Origin of the sequence: Sphingobacterium sp. UBA7855 (assembly GCA_002500745.1) — a bacterium.
In the GTDB taxonomy this organism is placed as follows: domain Bacteria; phylum Bacteroidota; class Bacteroidia; order Sphingobacteriales; family Sphingobacteriaceae; genus Sphingobacterium.
In genome coordinates this window covers 47,937-70,483 of record DLST01000006.1, presented here as the reverse complement: position 1 = coordinate 70,483, position 22,547 = coordinate 47,937, and the positions used below count along the sequence as shown (strand labels likewise).

The 22,547-nt window shown below is 41.8% G+C and carries 16 protein-coding genes; 7 read left to right on the top strand and 9 right to left on the bottom strand.

What is annotated here, in order from left to right:
- Positions 1-19 precede the first annotated feature (19 nt).
- From B2107_RS04210 to B2107_RS04195, 4 genes are all read right to left on the bottom strand, one after another.
- Complete coding sequence (locus tag B2107_RS04210; protein WP_293953435.1) at positions 20-790, bottom strand: ABC transporter permease; 771 nt, start codon at positions 788-790, stop codon at positions 20-22.
- The gene (locus B2107_RS04205; RefSeq protein WP_293953434.1) at positions 783-1,688 is read right to left on the bottom strand and encodes an ABC transporter ATP-binding protein; all 906 of its coding nucleotides are present in this window, start codon (positions 1,686-1,688) and stop codon (positions 783-785) included. Before B2107_RS04205 ends, B2107_RS04210 begins: the two co-directional genes overlap by 8 nt.
- Before the next feature lie 4 nt (positions 1,689-1,692).
- On the bottom strand, positions 1,693-2,964 hold the full coding sequence (locus B2107_RS04200; RefSeq protein ID WP_293953432.1) for an erythromycin esterase family protein: 1,272 nt from the start codon (positions 2,962-2,964) through the stop codon (positions 1,693-1,695).
- Positions 2,965-3,209: 245 nt separating this feature from the next.
- Positions 3,210-5,471 carry a GH92 family glycosyl hydrolase gene (locus tag B2107_RS04195; RefSeq protein WP_293953430.1) on the bottom strand — a complete coding sequence of 754 codons (2,262 nt, stop codon included), beginning with the start codon at positions 5,469-5,471 and terminating at the stop codon, positions 3,210-3,212.
- Between the two features lie 621 nt (positions 5,472-6,092).
- Between B2107_RS04195 and B2107_RS04190 the strand changes: the two genes are divergently transcribed.
- The 6 genes from B2107_RS04190 (at position 6,093) to B2107_RS04165 (ending at position 15,334) form a co-directional block, all read left to right on the top strand.
- Complete coding sequence (locus B2107_RS04190) at positions 6,093-6,683, top strand: RNA polymerase sigma factor (RefSeq protein ID WP_293953428.1); 591 nt, start codon at positions 6,093-6,095, stop codon at positions 6,681-6,683.
- 83 nt (positions 6,684-6,766) lie between these two features.
- A complete protein-coding gene (locus tag B2107_RS04185) occupies positions 6,767-7,783 on the top strand; it encodes a FecR family protein (RefSeq protein WP_293953426.1) in 1,017 nt (338 codons plus the stop codon).
- Positions 7,784-7,806: 23 nt separating this feature from the next.
- Positions 7,807-11,157 carry a SusC/RagA family TonB-linked outer membrane protein gene (locus tag B2107_RS04180; protein ID WP_293953424.1) on the top strand — a complete coding sequence of 1,117 codons (3,351 nt, stop codon included), beginning with the start codon at positions 7,807-7,809 and terminating at the stop codon, positions 11,155-11,157.
- A gap of 11 nt (positions 11,158-11,168) precedes the next feature.
- Complete coding sequence (locus B2107_RS04175; RefSeq protein WP_293953422.1) at positions 11,169-12,554, top strand: RagB/SusD family nutrient uptake outer membrane protein; 1,386 nt, start codon at positions 11,169-11,171, stop codon at positions 12,552-12,554.
- A 23-nt stretch (positions 12,555-12,577) separates the two neighbouring features.
- A complete protein-coding gene (locus tag B2107_RS04170; protein WP_293953420.1) occupies positions 12,578-14,050 on the top strand; it encodes a TlpA disulfide reductase family protein in 1,473 nt (490 codons plus the stop codon).
- Positions 14,051-14,206: 156 nt separating this feature from the next.
- The gene (locus B2107_RS04165) at positions 14,207-15,334 is read left to right on the top strand and encodes an MBL fold metallo-hydrolase (protein WP_293953418.1); all 1,128 of its coding nucleotides are present in this window, start codon (positions 14,207-14,209) and stop codon (positions 15,332-15,334) included.
- 2 nt (positions 15,335-15,336) lie between these two features.
- Here the strand turns inward: B2107_RS04165 and B2107_RS04160 are convergent, their stop codons facing one another.
- The 4 genes from B2107_RS04160 to B2107_RS04145 form a co-directional block, all read right to left on the bottom strand.
- The gene (locus B2107_RS04160; RefSeq protein WP_293953416.1) at positions 15,337-16,152 is read right to left on the bottom strand and encodes a helix-turn-helix domain-containing protein; all 816 of its coding nucleotides are present in this window, start codon (positions 16,150-16,152) and stop codon (positions 15,337-15,339) included.
- A gap of 215 nt (positions 16,153-16,367) precedes the next feature.
- Positions 16,368-16,952, bottom strand: a complete 585-nt coding sequence (locus tag B2107_RS04155; RefSeq protein WP_293953414.1) for a Crp/Fnr family transcriptional regulator — start codon at positions 16,950-16,952, stop codon at positions 16,368-16,370.
- 44 nt (positions 16,953-16,996) lie between these two features.
- Positions 16,997-17,701, bottom strand: coding sequence for a response regulator transcription factor (locus tag B2107_RS04150; protein ID WP_293953412.1), 705 nt, complete (start codon positions 17,699-17,701; stop codon positions 16,997-16,999).
- Positions 17,682-19,100 carry a sensor histidine kinase gene (locus B2107_RS04145; RefSeq protein WP_293953411.1) on the bottom strand — a complete coding sequence of 473 codons (1,419 nt, stop codon included), beginning with the start codon at positions 19,098-19,100 and terminating at the stop codon, positions 17,682-17,684. The genes B2107_RS04150 and B2107_RS04145 overlap by 20 nt, the downstream gene beginning before the upstream one ends.
- Before the next feature lie 129 nt (positions 19,101-19,229).
- Between B2107_RS04145 and B2107_RS04140 the strand changes: the two genes are divergently transcribed.
- Positions 19,230-20,642 carry an alpha-L-fucosidase gene (locus B2107_RS04140; RefSeq protein ID WP_293953409.1) on the top strand — a complete coding sequence of 471 codons (1,413 nt, stop codon included), beginning with the start codon at positions 19,230-19,232 and terminating at the stop codon, positions 20,640-20,642.
- Between the two features lie 127 nt (positions 20,643-20,769).
- On the opposite strand, the gene B2107_RS04135 is transcribed toward B2107_RS04140, so the two are convergent.
- On the bottom strand, positions 20,770-22,536 hold the full coding sequence (locus B2107_RS04135; protein ID WP_293953407.1) for a RagB/SusD family nutrient uptake outer membrane protein: 1,767 nt from the start codon (positions 22,534-22,536) through the stop codon (positions 20,770-20,772).
- Positions 22,537-22,547: the final 11 nt, after the last annotated feature.

Sequence of the window (22,547 nt, the reverse complement as noted above, 5' to 3'; positions counted from 1 at the left end):
GATCAGGTGTGCATACAAATTAAAACTGTCCTTTCCGCTTGAATAAGTAAAAACTGATCAATAGAAATATGACGAGCATCAGCATGTTGCTATAGTCTAGTCGTGCAAAGGAATCATTCTCGGATAAGATATTCATTACCGCATTATAGGCACCTGTATAAGGGATAAAATCTGAAAAACTCTTCTGTGCGACAAGCACGGAAAAGACCAATATAAACATGCCTACTCCAATTGGGTAGATAAAACTTCTGAACAATAGGCTCAGTGAAAGCTGAATCATAGCGATAGCCGAGAGCGTAATAAAAAGTTTCAAAAACGTATAAAAGATTACGACCCTAAAATCATAATTCTGAAACCCCAGTACGGGGTAAATCAGGCTGAGCAGATAACCACTGATCAGAAATGCAGCGTAAGCAAAGAGTATTGAAAACAGTAAGGTCAGCAGGATAAAGACGGCTTTGGAAAAGAAAATATTCGATTTACTGATGGGTAGGGTAAAGAGTATTTTATAATTGTTATTCTTATACTCGACATCACAACAGGCATAGACGAATAAAGCAACAAGGATGGGATAGAGCAGGTAAAAAAACTGAAAAACATATCTGCCAAGCAGAAGTTTCCAAGGGTTAGGAACCGCCACTGCCCCTCCTGAATCTATAACATCATAAATAATATAACCGGCAATCGCAAAAACGAGCACCATAGGAACGATCAGTACCCCAAAAATCTCCCTATTGCGTAGGAGTTTGTACTTTTCCGACAAGAAAGCGGTATAGAATGTATTAGCCATTTACACGAGTGATAAGGTTTATAAAAATTTGTTCAAGATCAGCACTACGGGATTCCAATCCATAAATATCAATCTGCTTTTCGACCAAAGATTTGATCATAAGACCAAATTGCAGATCATCGCCGATAGTGACGGCAATGCTTTCTCCATCGGTTTTAACACCAGAAAACCCGTTATTTCGCAAAACCGAAGCTGTTGCTTCGGGACTGGCTGTACGTAGGTACACTTCTCGGTCAACCTGTCCCAGCAGCTCCTGTTTGGTTCCCTGGAAAATCATTTTCCCACCTTCAATGATACCAATGTGTGTCGTTATTTTTTCAAGCTCACTCAAAATATGACTCGAAAGAAAGATCGTTTTTCCCTGTTCGTTGAGATGACAAAACAAATTGCGCGTTTCGACAATTCCCTGTGGATCGAGACCATTTAATGGTTCGTCCAGGATAAGCAATTGCGGATCATGAAAAATCGCCATCGCTATTCCCAGCCGCTGTTTCATCCCCATGGACAGGGCACTGGCTTTTTTCTTCTTTTCCCGATGAAGATCTACCATTTCCAATACTTCATCAATGCGTTTGTTGCCTTTTTTGTGGATGATATCCAAGTACTTTAAATTTTCAAAAACGGTCAATTTCGTATAATAGCATGGGGCCTCAATCAAGTTTCCAACATTGGCATAAACACCTATGGGATGCGCCTTTAAACTATTTCCCTGAATAAAAATCGTATCTGCCTGATCCTCCAAAAGACCTAAAAGCAATTTGATTGTTGTGGATTTTCCCGCCCCATTTCGGCCGAGATATCCATAAATACTCCTGTCTGGGACTTGTAGGCTAATATTATCCAAGATTGTTTTTGCGCCTATTTTAAAGCTAAGTTGTTGTGTTAAGATACTTTCCATGCTGTTAGCGGTAAATTGGAGCTTTATTGATATCGATATAGAAAATGCCATCGATAAACTCGTGCCATTTTCTTTCTTCATCAATCCCCTGATTAATGACTGAACTAAAACGTTGTTTTAACATGCTATTGTTGGGCAACTGACGAAGATCCAAAAAGAAATAGGGTGATTTAGTGGCATGAAATACATTTTCCACTGCCAACTTACCCACTCTATCGACAACACGGCCAGTTTTATCATATCTTCCATAGGAAGTAAAATCCAGACTATACGCTTGAGCGCCGTATTTACGCTTTAGATAAGTCCCGAGGGGCCGATAATCTTTATTGTATGGCGCAGAAAAGCTATGGATATTGGCACACCAGACGATAATCTTTTTGCCGGCGTAAAGCGAATCGATCTGATAGGTTAAATTTTCCGCCATCAGTGAATCTCTAAAATGCATGCTCTGCATCGACCCAGCTTTATAGCGCCAAGATTTGTCAAAGTTGTGCTTCATATCAGACAGATATCGGCTATAGATCAGCTGCTCCGCGTCTGGTTTACGCCCCCGGATCATACGGCCCAACCCGTCAAATTCTGCTAGAAATTGTTTCTTTTGGTTCGCATCGAGATGCTTATTGGCAAAACGTTCATAAATTAGATACTCCAACTTATTGCTATTTCTTTTTAATAATGGATACTTGGTCGAATCGATCCCATTTTTAATTAAGAAATCTTCCAATAATTTTACGCGTATATTTGATAAGCCCCTGCCTGAAAATTGGATATCAAATCCGCCGAGGATCATTGGACGCTCTGTTGATTTTGTTTTTTTATAATACGTTAAGAGGGGCTGATTTTCCTGATTTTGCCACCAGAAGTCAAATAGTCCGGTACCGCCAATCGTTTTTTCCTGCGACTTATCCATCAGGTTGTCCATCTGTGCATTCATCATCCACATATCATACTGCCCTGCCTCATATAAAACTACGTCATAATCGAGATGCTCATGCAGATAACGGATGAGTCTGGCTTTCGCTTTGAAAGTTTCGCCATCATTGTGCAGCATTTCACCCAACATCAAAATTCTATTATTTTTTAGCGTAGTATCAAAAAAGCGTAGATCCGAAAAATTACTATCGGTCATTAAGATACTTTTGACGTCTTGTTTATGACGATTTACTTCGGTTAATACTATCGTAGCGTTGGCTACGGGCATATCATCATGAACGAGTTTATTAAACGATAAGATTAGGATAATCGTTACCGCAAGTGCGCATAGAACACTTCTCATTTATCTTAGTTTATATAATTCATAATTGATCTATCTACTGCGTATCACACTAAAGTAGGATATATTTTAATATAAGATGATCATTTTTTCTTTTTCCACAAAAAATTACCCAAAAAAATTAGAATATTATACCGCAATAAAAAAGCGGCTAAGTGATTCGTTCACTTAACCGCCTTACTTGTTTATTTTTTGGTTTGCTTGCTTGCTTGCTTGCTTCTAAAATATAGCTTTAGAATAAAACAATGTTACTCTGCTATTCCCCAATTTCGATTTGCTTTATCCCCCATCACAAACTCCAATGTGCCACCTTTCAGCAAATCGGCATGGGTCAGCTGTGGAACGTTCAGCGGCTGCCCATTCAATTTGGCCGACTGAATGTATTTGTTTCTTGCCGATGCATTTTTGCCGATAATAACAAAAGACTTACCATTAGGAAGCTGTATGCTCACTTTCTTAAAAAATGGAGATCCAATGCTGTACGACGTCAAACCCGGTGTAACCGGATAGAAGCCCATTTGCGAAAAGACGACAAAAGCTGACATTCCACCACCGTCTTCATCTCCCGGTACCCCCATTAAATCGTTTCTAAACCATTCCCCGATCAGCTTGCGTATCCTTTTCTGTGTCATCCAAGGTTGTCCCGCATAATTATATAGATAAGGAATATGCAAAGCCGGCTCGTTTGCCATGGAAAATTGCCCGACATTTCCCGTGTGATCTGGAAGCTGTGCATAAAAGTCAAACTTTGAACGCCCCAAAGGCTGCTGGAACATCTCATCAAGGTACTTGACAAAAGATTCGTTCCCTCCCATCAGGTTGATCAGATCGGGAATATTATGCTGTACATCCCAACGGTAGATCCAGGCGTTGTTTTCACCGTAATATTCCCGTGCTCCCTGTCCGCCGGAAAACACGTAATCAAAAGGCATGATAAAATTCCCTTTGTCATCTTTAGGATGAAAAAACTTGGTCTGCTCGTTGAAGAGATTTCTATAGTTGAAAGACTGCTTCATAAAAAGCTCATAGTCGTCCTGTATACCCAATTCGTGAGCAAGCTGTGCTAAGCACCATAAGTCGTAAGAGGTACCTAAGGTGACAGCAACTGGCTGTCTCCGTTCAAAACCGCTTACCTCCGGTATGGTCTCTTTTTCACCCGGGGACAACGCAGGGATATACCCTTTCTCTTTAAAAAAACGATCTAATTTACCAGCAGGCTTACCCGACCAGGGAGCCAATGTTTTTTCGGTAATCGCACCTTTAGCAGCGAGATAGGCTTTCTTAATATCAAAATTACGCACTCCTTTGCGGTAGGCGTCCAACAAGGTGGCTACGCCATGATTGGAATTCATCCGCCTACTATCGCCCGTAATCTCAGGAAAAGTGGGCAACCAAGGCTGTTCCATTTGCTCCGACATCCGGACAAAAGAATGCAGGATCATGGATTCTGTGCCCGGATCCAATAATACGCGCAAAGGATGATGTGCCCGATAGGAATCCCAAATCCAGTCATCGGTAAAAAAAGGTTTGCCCTCATCCTGATGTACCTTCCCGTCAAATGCACTATAATAACGACCATCTTCAGAAATATTGACAGGGCGTTCGTAGCAACGGTATAAAGACGTATAAAAAACGTGCTTATTAGATTCATTTCCGTCTTCCACAGCAATTTTACCTAAGGCATCGTTCCATATTTTACGTCCTATATCAGCAAGCTTTTGCCGATCAAAATCGCTGATCTCACGCTTTAAATTGGCTTTCGCTTGCGCGACATCAATAAATGAAACACCATATTTCATGCGCAAGCTAGTACCGGCCTGACGAAACTCCAATATCATACACGAATTCTTACCGGCAGCTTCGGTTGCATTTTCCAGTTGTTGGCCCTGCAGTCGCTTCACCGCAATCGGATTGGACTCGGGAATGGCATAAATATATACACGGGTACCATTTCCAATATCCTGTACCCCCGAAAGTCCCTTGCCATCCCATTGAAGTTTTCCCTGCTGCGAGTTGAACTGAAGATATTTTTTTGAGGTGTTGGGAAAAGTAAAGGTATAAAGTCCCGACTGGTGCGACAGCGCATAGTCTACCTGAATTTGCTCTTGATCCAAGAACACAGAATAGGCATACGGATGGATTTCCTCTTGATCGTAACTATACAATTGTACCGGTTTCAAACGATCGGGCAATTTAACCAGTGCACTAAGGTTGAAAGCCGATTTGCCACGATGGCTGGTGACGATCAGTGGCAAACCATATAGGCGATCTGACGTATAGTCTCCTCGCTCGGGATACACGCGCAGCAGACTGTTAGGCAGATGAACCGTCGGATAGGTCGGTACCAATAAATGGCTGATATTTCCCATGTACGGATTGACATAGTCCACATAGTCTTTCGTCATTTTACCTTGGGAAAAACCTTTTAGCATACTGAACAAAAGAAAAGAACAGCAACATATTGTGCGTAACAAGGTATTAGTTTTACCTTTGATATTTTTTGTTAACATTTTAATCAATTGAATATTTGATGGTTTAAAAGCAAAACAGTGTTCCATCCTTAAAGTTAATTGATTCTGGCCATATATCGTCGCCGTTCCCATCGATTATTTGCGACCTATCAACAAACGACTATGTTCACTTTTAAATTGTCATGACATTTTAAATTCGAAAGGTGGGTATCAAAACAGAATTTTTATTGTAATCTATTGAAAAAACTATGTAATATTCAGCCAACCGATACAGATAAAAGCTTATTTAATAATTTATTCGAAAAATAGAACGTGAATTTTATTTTAGTTTTATTCCACCTAATTTTGATAGCAATACAAACTAAAGACCGATTTGTTATGAATGTAAACCCTCCTAAACATGTCTGTTGCTGTAACCATCATTGTTGATGTTACGGATAAAAACTTAAAAAGGCAGCTTTTTGTGTTAAAAAAAATGTAATCGCGAAGGGATATTAAAGGCGCTAAAGCACTCCAAACTAATGGTCAATACATTAATTATAACTAAGTAGAAAATACCGATGCACCTTGTCCTTATATAATTAAATGAGTATAATTGAAAAAAGTAAATTCCTTTAAAAGCTGTAGCTTGGAGGAAGTCGGCTTCACACTTCAAATATCATGAAAAACGATAAATATGCATCTCACAACGACGAAAGCTTACTGATTGGGCTTAGAGAAGGCGATTTAGCGGCTTTCAACATTTTATATGATAAGTATTGGTCAGTACTGTTAGATGAATCGTATAAACGGCTTGAGGACCTGGCTTCCTGTGAGGAAATTGTACAAGACATATTTATCGACCTTTGGAAACACGGCTCTAAGAGAGACATCCACAATGTGGAAGCCTACCTTTTTACCTGCATGAAATACAAAGTTTTCGAAACATATAAAAAAAATAGACGAAGAACAGCACTTATTGAAGAAAATTCCTCATACTACCAAAAACAAAATAATACAGCGGGAGACCTGTACGACGAAAAGGATCTAAAATCTTTGATTGAACAATGGGTAGCCAATCTTCCACAAAAAAGAAAAGAAATCTTTAAAATGCGGTATCTGGACGGACTCACCACAAAAGAAATCAGCGATCTAACGGAAACATCCCAAAATACAGTCCAAAATCATCTTGGTGTGTCAATACACAAACTGAAGAAACTCGTTATCCAGCATTTCCTGACTCTTCTTTTAATTTTATTCAACTGTAAATAAGCAATTTACAAATAAAACAAGTTTTGCACTAGTACATATTCCCCCCTCAGGGACACTATTGTAGTGAACATTGTACTCATCCTATGCAATATCCTAACCAAGAGCTTGAAAAGCTCATTGACAAATACTTAAAGGGCGAAGCCAATTCGCAAGAGATCGACACCGTAGAGCGATTTTTCGATTCATTCTCATCACGGCCGAGTTTACTCAAAACACTTCCTGAAGAAGTGCAGCACGCCTTAAAAAATCGTATCCATAGCGGTATCATGGCTAGATTATCGATTGGAAAGAAACGCTCTTTCAGTTTATCCCAAATTGCCGCCGCCGCTGCCGTCTTGTGTATAGCATTTGCTGGCGTATATTTATACAAAACAAAAGCGCCCAACAATCAAGAGATCACCCTATCGGATGGACAACAGCGTCAAATTGTATTACAAGACGGAACAAAAGTTACACTCAATGCCTCCAGCAAAATAATATATCCTGCTTCATTCAAAGACTCAAGCAGACGCGAAGTGACTTTAATCGGGGAAGCATTTTTTGATGTCAAAAAAGATCCTGCTAAACCTTTCCTTATTCATACACCGAGAATGGAAATTAGTGTCTTAGGGACCGCCTTCAATGTACGTGATTATGCGGAAGAAAATGAGGCCGAAACAGCTCTAGTGCGTGGTAAGGTATCGATTTGGAAAACAGGAGCCAACACTCGGAAATTCATCTTAAAACCCAAACAAAAATTTGTTATCACAAAAACAGCTGAATCTAAAGAGGTATCGCCCTCCAGCGTCCATCAATCTGCAGCGAGTTCTATGTCCGTAGCTATCCAGCCATTCGTTATCGCTGAAAACGATGGTTCTGCTTTAGAAACTGAATGGTTATTAAATCGTATGACAATCCAAGAAGAGAGATTATTTGATATCGCATTGAAACTGGAACGCATGTACGGGGTGGAGATCAAAATTACAAATCAAGCGATAGCCAGCAAACGCTACTCAGCGGTATTCGAAAACGAACAACTCGAAAATATTCTTAAAGCATTACAAACTGTCAACTACTTTCAAATTAAAAAAACGGGGAAAAATCAATTCGAATTATTTTAAAAATATCAACCTATATAACTCACATGATCAAAACAAAACCCAAATTTAGAAAAGAGTCGCGATTAGCGCTACTGCTTGTTTGCCTAAGCACCTTGCATGTACAAAGCTTTGCCTATTCTCAAACTGAAAAAATCGATGTCTCCATCCAGGACGGAAAACTGGAAGATGTTTTTCAAACCATCAACGCGAAGAGCAGATACAAAATGTTCTTTAGTAAATCGACCTTACCTAACGCCAAGGTCAATATTGTTGGGAAGAAAATCAGTGTGAAAGATATTCTTTCGCAATCGCTTGCCGGAAGCAACTTAACATGGGAACTATTGGACAACAATATTATCGCTGTAAAGGAAAAACAACAAAATCAACGACAAATAGCAGGACAAGTAGTCAACGAAAATGGAACGCCACTAGCAGGTGTCTCGGTAATCATTAAAGACTGGCAAAAAGTAGAGTATCGCAGTATGCAGACGAGTACAGCGACCGATGTTAATGGACAATGGGGACTGCGTATTCCGAATGACGATGTTATTATTACATTTTCTTTCATAGGGTATCAAAAGGTCGAAATTCCGGCAAAACAGCTTATTGCGAGTCCTACACCGATCAAACTTAAGCCTGAAGAAGGTAGTTTGGAAGAAGTCGTTGTGATTGGCTATGGCACAACAACACGCAGACTGAATACCGGCTCGGTTGCCTCAATCACAGCGAAAGATATTACCTCGCAACCGGTAAGTAATCCACTCGCAGCCCTATCCGGAAGATTGTCCGGGGTATTAATCGCTCAAAACAACGGTGTACCTGGAAGTGCCGTTCAGATCCAGATCAGAAATCAGGCCTCACTAAGTGGTACGACCTCTGGATCCATTCCGCTGTACGTTATTGATGGGGTTCCATTTACCAACTTTAACGGCGGACAACCTGCTACGGACAACCTCAATTCCTTTGGAATATCGGCCTCTTCGGAGGGATTAAGTCCGTTCAGTATGATTAACCCGGCGGATATCGAGCGAATTGATGTGCTGAAAGATGCCGATGCCACCGCGATCTACGGTAGTCGGGGCGCCAATGGTGTGGTCTTGATTACAACAAAAAAGGGATCTGCAGGCCGCACCCGTATTGGTGTCAACTTCAATACTGGATTTACTGAGGTCAACCGCTTTATCCCCATGTTAAATCTAGAACAATATCTGACCTTAAGAAAAGAGGCTTTCGCCAATGCTGGCGTGACACCTACTGCCGACAATGCCCCGGATCTTATGTTATGGGATCAAAACAAATCGACGGATTGGCAGAAAATGCTGATTGGAAATAAAGGCCATATCACCGACGTTCAAGCGAATATGTCCGGCGGAAACGAGTCCACACGCTTTTTCTTCAACTCCGGATATAGACGCGAAAGTACCGTATTTTATGGGGACAGTAAAAATAGCCGCTTCACCTCCCGCCTAAATCTGGATCACACCTCTTCTGACAAAAAGTTTAATGCCGCTTTATCGGTTAGCTATGCCAATGATAATTCCGATATGCCTTCGTCGGATGTGACATCACTCTACAATCTGGCCCCCAATTATCCCATTTATGGCGACAATGGAAAATACTACTGGTTACCACCAACGACATTTATTGATAATCCGATCGCCCTGCTCGAACGGAAGTACTTTGGCAATACCAATAACCTGATCTCCAATGCCAACTTGAGTTATAAAATCATACCTGGATTAACGGCAAAAGCAAATTTTGGTTATACCATTACCCAATTGAACCAAAATAATCAACGCCCAATCACGTCCTTAAATAATACCGTCACTAACCCGCTTGGTGCTTCCAGCTTCTCCAATACAAAGGCCGAGAATTGGATTATTGAGCCGACACTGGATTATGTGAAAAATATGGGTGAAGGTAAATTGACGGCATTGATCGGAACAAGCTTTCAACAGAACTCGTCCCGCTCACAGACCACCAATGGTTCCAATTATTCAAACGATGCACTGTTAGGCTCGCTTGGAGCCGCAGGACAATTTACCGCAAGTAACAACCTCGTTTATTATAAATATAATGCCGTATTCGGAAAAGTAAATTACGACTGGAAAGAGAAATATTTGTTTAACGGAACTTTTAGAAGGGACGGTTCATCTCGCTTCGGCCCTAAAAATAGATTCGGAAATTTCGGCGCAATTGGATTAGGTTGGGTTTTTGGAAAAGAGGACTTCGTGCAGGATAACCTGCAATTTTTAAGTTTTGGTAAGTTGAGAGCAAGCTATGGATCAACCGGTAACGACCAGATTTCAAATTACCTGTACCTCCCACTATACTCATCAGCAACGGCCTACCTTAACAATCCTTCCATGAACATGGGAACGCTTCCGAATGAATACATTAAATGGGAAACGACGAAAAAATTGGAGTTTGCAATCGATCTGGGTTTCTTAAAAGATCGAATTTTATTCACAGGAAACTTTTTCAGGAATCGCTCTTCCGACCAAATCACCGATTTAGTTTTGAGTACCCAAACAGGTTACAATAGTTACAAAGAAAACCTGCCAGCTTTGATCCAAAATACGGGTTTGGAATTGGAACTGAATACCACCAACGTAACCAATGAAAATTTTACATGGAAAACATCGGCAAACTTTACATTTTATAAAAATAAACTGGTCGAATTTCCTGGAATTGAAAACACCTTCTATGCAAGTAGTTTCTTGGTGGGTGAGCCCCTCAATATGATCCGTTTGTACCACTATCAAGGTGTCGATCCGGCAACAGGAAGAGCTTTATACGAAGATCGCAATGGTGATGGAGCAATTACGGGTGATGACCGCTATGTTGCTGACTTAGGTACGCCATTCTATGGTGGATTTAACAATACCTTTTCTTACAAAGGCTTTGAACTTGGCGTATTCTTTCAATTTAATCACCGGTTTGGCTTAACCAAAATCCTCAATTCAAGACCTGGGGCTTTGGTCAACCAAAACGATTACTGGCTGGACCGATGGACACCAACGAATACCAATACAACTATCCCGGGCGCTATTCTCCCAGCAACTCAAGGAGCTTCAGCGGATGGAGCTGCTTTAAGCAATTCTTATAATCTGTATACCAACTCCGACGCAGTCTATGGTGACGCTTCTTATATTAAATTAAGGTCGGTCAATTTATCTTACAACTTACCGAAAAGCTGGACTTCCAAACTGAAGATGTCCAATTGCAATGTCTTTATGCAAGGTCAAAACCTCTTTACCTGGGCCAAGAACAAATATGTTCTGGATACCGAAACAACCGTTCAAGGCGGGCCTCCGGGTTTAGGAACTGGAACGATTGCTCAAGTACTGCCACCATTGCGTACGATTGTATTTGGATTTAACTGTCAATTTTAAAACTAGAAATCATGAAATTAAACATCAATAACAATATATTATTATTCGCCATCACCAGTGCAACGCTGCTTGTTAGCTCCTGTTCAAAATTTGTGGAGTTGGGTGCTCCTCCAAATCAGGTGCTAGCGGGTGAAGCGTTCGCTACAGACGCTTCTGCAAATAGCGTGATCAGAGGGTTGTATACCACAACATTAAGCATTAATCTTCCTGGAACGTCAACGTTCTATACTGGGGTAGCAGCCGACGACCTTCAGTACAATTCGGCCGACCCCAATACCTCCGAATTCGCGAGTAATAATCTGCTGAATACAAATTATAATGTTGCCAACTTTTGGTACAATACCTATCAGCTTATCAAAAATGCGAATAACGCGATATCCGGTCTCGAAGCATCCACCTCCCTTACCCCAAGTGTAAAGGATCAACTCCTGGGAGAAGCAAAATTTTTTAGAGCTTATGCCTATTTCTATCTCGTCAATCTGTATGGTGATGTGCCGTTACAATTGCGCGATGACCTGCATGCATTTGAAGACGCTGTACTACCGCGGACGCCCGCACAGCAAGTGTACGATCAGATTATTGCAGATCTTAAAGATGCGGAGAGCAAAATGGCACCAACTTATGATGCTACTGCCAGTCCAAGAGGGCGCGCCAATAAGGCTGCCGCCAGCGCTTTACTGGCCAGAGTATATCTTTACCAAAAAGATTATCAAAATGCCGAATCTTATGCAACTAAAGTTTTGCAGTCAACCGATTACGGTATGCCCACACCTGATAAAAACTTTGTAAACTCGAGCAATGAGGTTATTCTTCAACTTGGCAATCAGACTGGAGTAACCACATTCGGTGCTAATTATATAACGACAGCTACAGTGACTCCGGGATACACCCTGCCAGATGCCGTATACAACAGTTTTGAAACCTTGCCAACACCTGATTTAAGAAAGATCAATTGGACAAGTTCAAAGACGGTATCCAATAAAACCTATTATGCCATAACCAAATATAAAGCGTCCTCAGGCGCAGGATCCGAATACCACGTTATGCTACGTTTAGCTGAACAATATCTTATCCGTGCAGAAGCTAGGGCCAAGCTCGGAAAATTAACAGAAGCACGGACGGATGTAGATGCCGTACGCAGTCGTGCGGGCCTTGCGGGACTTAACACAAGCTTAAACCAATCCCAGTTATTGTCTGCTATAGAGACCGAACGTCTCCATGAATTTTTTGGTGAGTTTGGCCATCGCTGGCTCGATCTTAAGCGCACCGACCGCGCTAACGCCGTATTGGCCCCAATCAAATCAAACTGGCAAACGACGGATGTCTTATTTCCGATTCCACAAGCGCAGATTTTAATCAATAGAAACTTGACACAGAATCCAGGATACGAAAATTAAGGAACTTGTAAATCATATATATAATGAAAAGAAAAATCTTGACGGCTGCTTTCGCGTTTGCGCTAACAGCAGCATTTGCTCAACAACCTGCAAAAAACAAATACCAACACTATCTGCCTATTATAGAAAAAGGAACGGTGGAGCAAAAGGATTCGCTCGCGAATGTATTAATGAGCGAGCTAAAGACTTATAAGTCTGAAGAAGACTACCGCACGACGATCAATATTCTGCGCGCTTTAGGCAAAGAAGATCTGCAAACATCGGTCGAGCAATTGGCAAAGAAAAAATACCCAAAAGGATCACTAACCCGCGATGCCTTTATAACCAATGTTTTTTACACGGCCAATACACCATTGGCAAAAGAGAAAGCGTATAATGAACTTATAAAAAAGTGGCCGGTTAAGAACTTCAGCGAAGAGCCCCTCACCTACGATTATGTAGTAGCTTCTTTGGCACAGAGTTTTGCCAACGACGGAAATGCACAAAAAGCTGTGCATTATTTAGGCGAACTGAAAGAACGATTCTGGCGCGGAAACGGCTATATCCCTGTGGGGCAAATTTTGTTGAGTGCGGGCGACACGGCAACTGCTGCACCGCTGTTAAAAACTGCTATGGATGATAGCTATTATTATTTGACGCTTCCAGAGAATGAAAAAGATAATAAAGCCCGTTTTGCAGGCATGGGCTATGCGAGCTCCATGTCGGCTTATGTCAATATCCTCGTTGCACAGAAAAAATATGCCGAAGCGCTCAATTATATAGAGAATGCTTTAAAAGTTGCTCCAGAACAAGCGGATGGACTTGCAATGGTCTATTACAAATCATTAATGGGTACTGGAAGAAAGCTCGAGGCCTATAATATTCTGACCAAATTATATGCTAAAGGGCAGTTCGCTGTCGAAAATGATCTTAAGAAATTGTATACCGAGTTGAACGGTTCTGATCAAGGCTACGAACGTTTTAACGCTTCCCTAAAAACGGAATTAACGCAGAACATCCGCAATCATATCAAGGAAATGGCAGTCTTTAAACCCGCACCTGATTTTGAGTTGCTTAATATGAAAGGTGAGAAAGTCTCCTTGAGCAGCTTAAAAGGAAAAGTAGTGGTATTAGATTTTTGGGCAACCTGGTGTCAACCCTGTGTCCGCTCATTTCCAGGAATGAAAGCTGCACAAGAATCGTATGCAAATGATAAAGATGTTCAATTTCTATTCATGAATACCTGGGAACGCGATAAGAATTACAAAGAAAATGTGGTCTCCTTTATCACTAAAAACAATTATCCGTTTGAAGTACTTTACGATGATCAAAAAGATCCGCAAACTGGAGAAGTCATGGCGGCGAAATTTGGTGTTAAAGGTATTCCGGCAAAATTTATCATCGACAAAGAAGGCAATATTCGTTACTTTTTGACAGGATCTACACCTAACGTAGACTATATCAAATTAGAAATGAAAGAACTTATTGAGGCGGCTAAGAAACCTTATAAGGGCTAAAAATACGTCTGCCTCCACTGCGGGGGCAGACATCTTTTACGATCAATACTCTGGTGCTAGACGCCGGTATGTGAGCCATACAGCACATAAAATTGAGCCATCAGCAAAAATAGATCTCGCTCTGCTGCCTTATCTTTGTCGCTATACACTAAGCAGATGACAATAAGAAAAAACAGCAATAAGTGGCTTCGATTTTTGAAAAGAATAATCCTAGGACTCGCCGTTTTCATCGCTTTCATCGGATTATACATTATGATGCATCCACAATTTGGCAAAAGGCCTTCGGGCGAAAGACTGCAGCGCATACAGCTATCTAAGCAATTTAAAAACGGAAAATTCCGTAATACGAGTCCAACGCCCATGCTCTCACAGCCTTGGACTGTAGCGCTATATGATTATTTTTTTAAGCGTTCGAACGAAACAAGTCCCCAATATAATATACCCACAGTACATGTCGACTGGAAGAAACTACTCGAGCAGTCTCATGGGCTTGTTTGGTTTGGCCACTCCTCCTACTTGCTACATGTAGATGGCAAAAATATCCTTGTAGACCCTGTCTTTAGCGGCAGCGCCTCTCCAATTCCCGGCAGTGTAAAGGCTTTTAAAGGCACGGATGTGTCGATTGTATCGGACCTACCGGCAATCGACTTCCTATTTATATCACATGACCATTATGATCACATGGATTATAAGACGTTAAAGGCACTACAACCCCGGGTTGGAAAAGTCATTGTTGGTCTTGGTGTCGGCGCTCACCTTGAATATTGGGGATATCGTCCTGAACAGATTATCGAAAAAGATTGGTGGGATGAGGTTGACCTGGGGGACGGTTTTCAGGTAACAGTCGCTCCAGCCCGACATTTCTCAGGCCGTGGCATCTTTACCGCCAATACATTATGGGCCTCCTATGCGCTCCAAACGCCCACAAAGAAACTCTATTTGGGAGGGGACAGCGGGTACGATAGCCACTTCAAAGAAATCGGAAACCAATTGGGACCTTTTGACTTGGCTATCTTGGAAAATGGCCAATATGACCTCAGCTGGAAACATATCCACATGATGCCAGAAGAGGTTGTTCAAGCAGCACATGACCTCAAAGCTTCCGTACTATTCCCTGTTCATTCCTCCAAGTTTGTACTGGCGAATCACGCCTGGTATGAACCCTTGGAGCGTATTTCTCTAGCAGCAACAAAACAACAGCAATCCTTGCTTACTCCAATGATAGGTCAGGTAATCAGCATTGATCAGGCTCAGGCGGCGCCCAGCTATTGGTGGAAAAAATAGCGCTAAGCGACTGAATTGATGGTGGCTGGCGTTATCCCAAACTTTTCCTTAAAAGAAGCATAAAAATGAGAAAGGTTTTCAAAACCGAGATCAAGATAAAAATCAGCGGGCTTTTGACGCTTGCTTTCAATTAGATAATAGGCCTCGGAAAGACGCTTTTCCTGTAGCCATTTTCGGGGTGATGTCTGAAATATCTTTTCAAAATCACGTTTAAAACTCGCTAAGCTACGCCCGGTCAGCTTGGCAAAGTTTTCAAGAGGTACATTGTACCTGTAATTTTTGACCATAAACTGTTCAAGATCTATCTTATGAGGCTCCGAAAAGTCAAACAGGAGCTCCTTAAGCTGCGGATAACTCTCCAATAGTAAAGTAATTAATTCATAGATCTTGATCTGCTCCATCTGAGGGCTCACCCGGTCGGCTGCCTCGGCATAGGGTGTCAGTGATTCAAAATAACTTTTGATAAACAGGTTGCTTTCGAGTACACTATTAGACTCGCCCGCATACTTTCTATCCGAACTTAGATGATGATCCATCGCATACTGCTTCAGCCGATTGGCTTGCAAAACTACCGAAACAGATTTATAGATATCATCTTTAGCGGGATACTTAAAAGCTTTGGCCAATTGGTTTTTGCGGGCGACAACGATCTGTCCTTCAGTAGCGATCATTTTTCCTTTCTGATGGTCAAGATGCGTTTCTCCGGAAATCTGAAAAAAAACGACGTGTTCGGGAATGAACTGTTCATGACCAAATACTTTTTCAAAATAACAGGAATACAAAAAAGCATTCCCAAAATCATTGTCTGCTATACTCATTTTTACTGCTTTAAATTGGTTGTATAAACGGGTTCATACCAATCCAATAGGAGCCCAAGCCTAAAGGTAGCAAATATCCAACACGTTTTAAAGAATACAATTGCCGAGCAGCTCAATTTTCATATCCTATAAAGCTCAAGCCTAAAAATAACCTCGATATTTAACCAATTCAAACTACATCCAAAGAGATTGAGCCACTAGAAACATAGCTGCTTCTATTTCTTTGCAGCAAGCCGTTTGCGTATAATACTGACGAATTCGGGCGAGACCCCCAGATAGGATGCAATATAGTATTGCGGCACCCTTTGGGAAATAGTCGGGTATAGTTCAATAAATTCGAGGTATCGATCCGCTGCAGGTTTGGCCATCGTATGGATCAACCTGTTCTGCAAAACGGCTAGCCGGCGCTGAACCAGCATACGAAATACACGTTCAAATTTTGGAATCGTCTCCAGCAGCCGCTCTTTCGTATCCGGTGTCAGCATTAAAAATTCGCTATCTTCCAGTGTTTCCATATAGAGACTGGAAGGTGTATGATAATGAAAGGATGCAATATCACTGATCCACCAGTCTTCGACCGCAAAGGCTAAGGTTACTTCAAAGCCATTTTCATCCAAGTAGTAGATCCGCACACAGCCTTTTTGCACATAACCTTCAAACTGACAGATTTCTCCCTCATTCAATAACATGGTCTTCTTGGGGACCTTTTTTGTTGTGAGTATACCCGTGAACTGCGCGATCTCTTCCGCGGTCAACGTAATGCACTTAGACACATTTTTTAGAATATTTTCGTATATCATTGTATTGTTTTTCGTGTAAAAGGCAGTCAGACATATTCACGTAATCAAACATCTTCATGTAATATATAACCTGCACCATAGATACTTTCGATGTGGAGTTTACGATCCATTTGCAACAACTTGCGAAGTCGGGAGATAAAAACTTCCAAACTTTTACCGTTAAAGAAGTCTGTATTGCCCCAAAACTTTAAGAGTAAATCTTTTTTGCTGACCAACATATCTTTATTCAAAATCAAGTAATGCAGCAGTTCTGCTTCCCTTACGGTGAGCTTTTGCACCTTTTTCACTTCATTTCCCAGCGTAAACCGCTCCATATTGAGTCTCAAACTGCCAATCTCCAATTCTAGCTGTAAAACCGGATCTTTTTCGGAAACAGATGCTACTTTCAATAGATTGCGGATCTTAAGCAATATTTCATCCATATCGAAAGGTTTGGCGATATAATCAACGGCGCCTAAAGAAAGCCCCTTTAATCGGGAGTTGCGCTCGTGAAGTGCTGTCAAAAAGAAAATAGGCTGTCCCGGATTGCTAGCAATTATCCGTTGCGCAAGATCAAAACCGTTACCATCGGGCAGCTGGACATCGATGATCAGGAGTTTGACAGAAACACGCTGAAAATTTGCCCAGCCACCTTCAGCGGTACTTTCCCAAAACACCGTAAGTCCTTTGTAGCGCAGATAGCGCGAAAAAACCTCCCCCAAATCGGGTTCGTCTTCGATCAAAAGAATATCAATCTTGTCTTTTGCCATTGGATGCTGCATTGCCCATGTAAATATAAAAAATCGTACCCGCACTTGCCCGCTCTTCCATATGAATTGCCCATCCCAAACGGTCCAAACAGGATTTGATGTAATATAGTCCTAATCCAAGCCCCGGTTTATTTCCTGATAATCTTCCCCGATAAAATGCTGTAAATACTTTAGCCCGTTCATCAGGGCTTATACCAGAACCATTATCTGCTATTTTAAGACAGTATTGGTCTTCCGTGAACTGCCAGGTAAACCGAATGTACTTTTCATTACTGTCATTAAATTTGATGGCATTGGATACGAGGTTATCTAAGATCGAAAAATAATAATCTTCGTCTAGCTTCATTTCAATGTCAGACATTAATGCTTCGTATCGGAGTTCGATCTCATCATGATACCGCAAGCGAAGCTCATCCAGCAGCTGCTCTGTGAGCCCGTTCAGCGGAAGCTGAACGATCTTTGGCTGTCGTTCCTGTAAGGCCACAGATCCCATAACCTGTTCAAAATAAGCTTTGAGTCGTTTGGCTTGCCTTTCTACGATGCGCCCAATTTGTGCCACCTCCTTATCGTCTTTCCCTGTTTCACGATCGATCAAACTGTGTGCACTGATGAGGATTGTCGTCAGCGGGGTATTGAATTCATGGCGCATATGGTTCAGAAAACTTGTTTTGAGATCGGCAAGCTTGCGCTGTCTGATCCAATTGCTATAAGTCCGGTAACTAAGCAGCACAATGACCGCAATACAGGTCAAAGACAGCAAAAATACGGGTGCCATCTGTTGTGCAATCCGCCAGCCCCGATTCTCATAATCTACATATAGGCTATAGGTAAACCGATAGGGACTTGGACTTTTATCACTCACAGACAGTTCAAATACCCGATTATTAACCCCCGTATTTTCTAGCCGACCAGCTATGGCGCCAGCAGGATTATCACGTACCGTTTCATACAACACTTTCCAAACCTTAGCTGTGGAATCGTAAACTTCCAATTTATCAAAATGAAACAGATAAACAAGATCTTTATCAAGTTGCTGTTGCTGTATGATCTGCTGAAAGATACTATCCAGTGATTGTTCTTGCCGCAAGTGTTTGAGAAAAGGTTCCATACATTGCTGAGCAAATTTAGCGGAATCAAATGTACCAGCAGGCACCTTGCTAGACCAAAGCGAAAGACAGGGCACCAATGAAGTCTGAAATATCGTATTCCCACCGGGGAATATCTTATCATCCATTACTGCAGCACCATAGGCATTCTGGATTTGTCCGAGCTGTCCGATCTGGTAATTTCGATCTTCAAGCTTATAGGTATTGAAGATCAGAAAACCGATCAGCAGGGTCAAGATCAGGAAGCTCATACCAAATGCCCAGGGATATATATTTCTATTGGCGCTGTTCATGGGTTAAAAATAACATCTATTTATTGATTCGTGATACCATTAGGCTTTTATTAGGCTTTCATTAGGTTTCTGTTAAACACAAGATACTTCTTGTTGCCTTATCTTTACAGCCTAACAAATTAGCAAATTATGTCCAAAATTTCCCAGACGCTACTCGGTCTATATTGCCTCCTGCTGGGCCACAGCCTGTTTGCGCAAACCAGTTTTTCGAAAAAAATACTTGAGCAGAGCCAGCTCGATTTTGTCAATCTAGGATTTGGTATGTTTATCCATTACGGGATGCCAACTTTTATGGAACAGGACTGGTCCGACCCCAATGCTGCTCTTGAATTGTTTAAATCACCCAAACTCAACGCAGACCAATGGGCCAAAGCGGCCAAATCGGCAAATATGAGTTATGGCTGCCTGACAACCAAGCATCACAGTGGTTTCCCGATCTGGAACACCAAAACTACAGATTATAATGTCATGAATACACCTTTACATCGTGATGTTGTTAAAGAGTTTACTGAAGCCTTTCGCAAAAATGGTCTTCGGGTAATGCTGTATTATTCGATCCTGGATATGCACCAAGGTATACGGCCGCACACCATTACCAAAGCCCATATCCAGCTGATCAAAGATCAGCTGACGGAATTGCTCACCCAATATGGAGAAATCGACGCTTTGGTGATTGATGGCTGGGATGCACCTTGGTCACGCATTTCGTACGACGATGTTCCTTTCGATGACATCTATTATCTTGTCAAATCATTACAGCCCAAATGCCTATTGATGGACCTCAATTCAGCAAAATACCCTGGTGATGCCCTCTTTTACACAGATATCAAATCGTACGAACAGGGAGCGGGGCAATTTATTTCCAAAGAACACAACAAACTTCCTGCTATGGCCTGTCTTCCCTTACAGCAAAATTGGTTCTGGAAAACCTCATTCCCAAATACTGCCGTCAAGGATGTCAATGAGCTGGTTGAGAAATTCATTATCCCCTACAACAACGCCTATTGCAACTTTATGCTCAATGTAGCCCCGAACAGTGATGGTCTCATGGATCAGAATGCACTCGAAGCCTTGAAAAAAATCGGCACATTGTACAAAAATAGGCCCAACTACAGTACTTTACCCAGCTACCAAGCTCCTATTGTCGACCACAATATAGCCAAACAAGTACCTTCATACAGCAGCTGGAGTGACGATATGAATATCATGGATTTTGCCAACGATGATAACTTTGGTAGTGCCTGGGTCTCCAATCCGGCAATTAAAGGTGAAGTCTGGTATGAATTGGATTTTGAACGTAGTAAACCTTTCAATAGTGTGGTTATTACTGAAGGAAAAGACAATCCTTCACAGTATAACTTATCCTATCTGAAAGATGGAAAATGGCAACCTATCGCGGTTACAGCGGTACAACAGGGCCGCACCAAGATCTTCCGCTTTGATGAAGTACTGGGACAAAAATTACGCTTCAGCATTAAACCTGAAAAAGATCGCGCTGTCATTCATGAAATTGGCGTATATCAGGAGCGTCGACAGCAATAGTAAAACCCGATAATGCTGATTTATATCAGTTTAATATTTTCACCGAACTCATTCAGGAAACGCTAATCATAAAGCCCCATGCCATACTGCAAGGGGCTTTATGATTAGCGAACGGATCAAATAATGCCTATTTACTCCAACCCGGATTCTGTGTCAGATTTCCGTTCAGCACAATCGCTGCAGACGGAATTGGGTAAAGGTATTGCTTGTTGTTGTCATCCCAAGTACGCTTCACAGCCTTAAACCATTCTAGATGATTGTCTGCAGTCATGGTCTGGAAATTGGTACTTTTGCCCCCGATAGCCACTTTGGCTACTCCTGCCGGGACAGTGATCGAAGGCGCAGATTTACTGCCGTCATAAAACACAACATCAGGCGTACCGTTATGATCGATATCGATCAATTTATCCAGCGCTGGAATATAAATACCTGTCCAAGGCAAATTGGCCATCAATGGTCCAAGTTTCCATCGCTTCAAATCATTGAAACGGAAGCCCTCCAGGGCTAATTCCACCTGTCTTTCACGACGTATTTCTAAAAGCACGGGACTATTGACTTCGGGGAAAAATGTATTTTTCAAGTAGGTATCCACTTTGGTTGGCAGTGTATTCGTTCCACTTGTTATTCCAGCCCTTGAGCGTAATGCTCCAATAGTTTTCGACCAATCCGCATCATTGAACGTACCCAGTTCCTGTTTCGCTTCGGCATAATTTAGCAACACCTCCGCATAACGCATTAGCGGCACCGCATTGGTATTGTACCCGCCGTTGTCATAATAGGAATCATCCAACGTATACTTAATCGGCTGATAACCTGTATAAGTGAAACTCGCAAAATTTGGGGGTGCCGGCTGTCCATTACGCGAATAACCCGGTGTGCGAATTAACTGTGCCAGCCGCAGGTCGCGATTTTGACATTCCTCATAGAATTCCTCAGTCTGAAAGTTCGGTCTATCCGTATAAGGAGTACCGTCAACATTCAAAAAACTATTGATAAAAGGCCTTACTAAACTTAAACGTGGACCGTAGGTCGCTGATGTCCACCACCAGTTGGCGTCGTTCAAAAGCGCAAGATCTTTACTGAAAGTTACGGCCAACATGACCTCTTTTGTCACTGGCGTATTACTGGTAAACAACTGTCGCTGTGATGTTTTAGGATCTGCCGAGACATTAAGGCCATAAGGCCCATTTTCCATTAAAATCTTGCCTGCGTCTACCGCCATCTGGAAGAATACTTCCGGCTGTGTAGCCAAATTGAGCTTTTGGTATTTACGAAATGTTCCTTCGAACAGCGCGATTCGGGTCTTCAAACCAAGTGCTGTCCATTTATTAACCGTACTACCGTCGCCCCCCGTATTGGTGATATTGGCGTAGGCAAAGTCTAAATCTTCCATGATGTGCTTCATGACCACTTCGCGCGAATCCCGTGGTGCTTTAAGAATATCCGTCTCATCAACAGCCAAAGGGTGATCTATCCAAGGCACATCGCCAAAACGAACTACCTTCTCATAATAGAACCAAGCTCTGAAAAAGCGGGCTAAGCCGATATAGTTATTTTTGATGGCATCGCTCAATTTCGGACTATTACATTTAGCTATCAATTGGTTGATATTGCGTAAAGTCGTCCACGACCAGCCCGAACTGATTTCTGCGCTATACGCACCACCGACCATAAAATCATTGAGGCTATTTACGGCCGAATAATCGGCCATTGCATCGCCCTTATATGCGTCACTTCCTGAAGTGATATTCCGATAGAAGGAGTTACTGTAATTTTTCAACCCACTTTCACTGCCAAAGATATCTTCTTCGGTAGCCCCTGCCTTTGGAAGCTCATTCAGTTCACAAGAACTGAACAAAAGTGCAACAACGGGTATATAAAACAATTTTTTCATGTTAATATAAA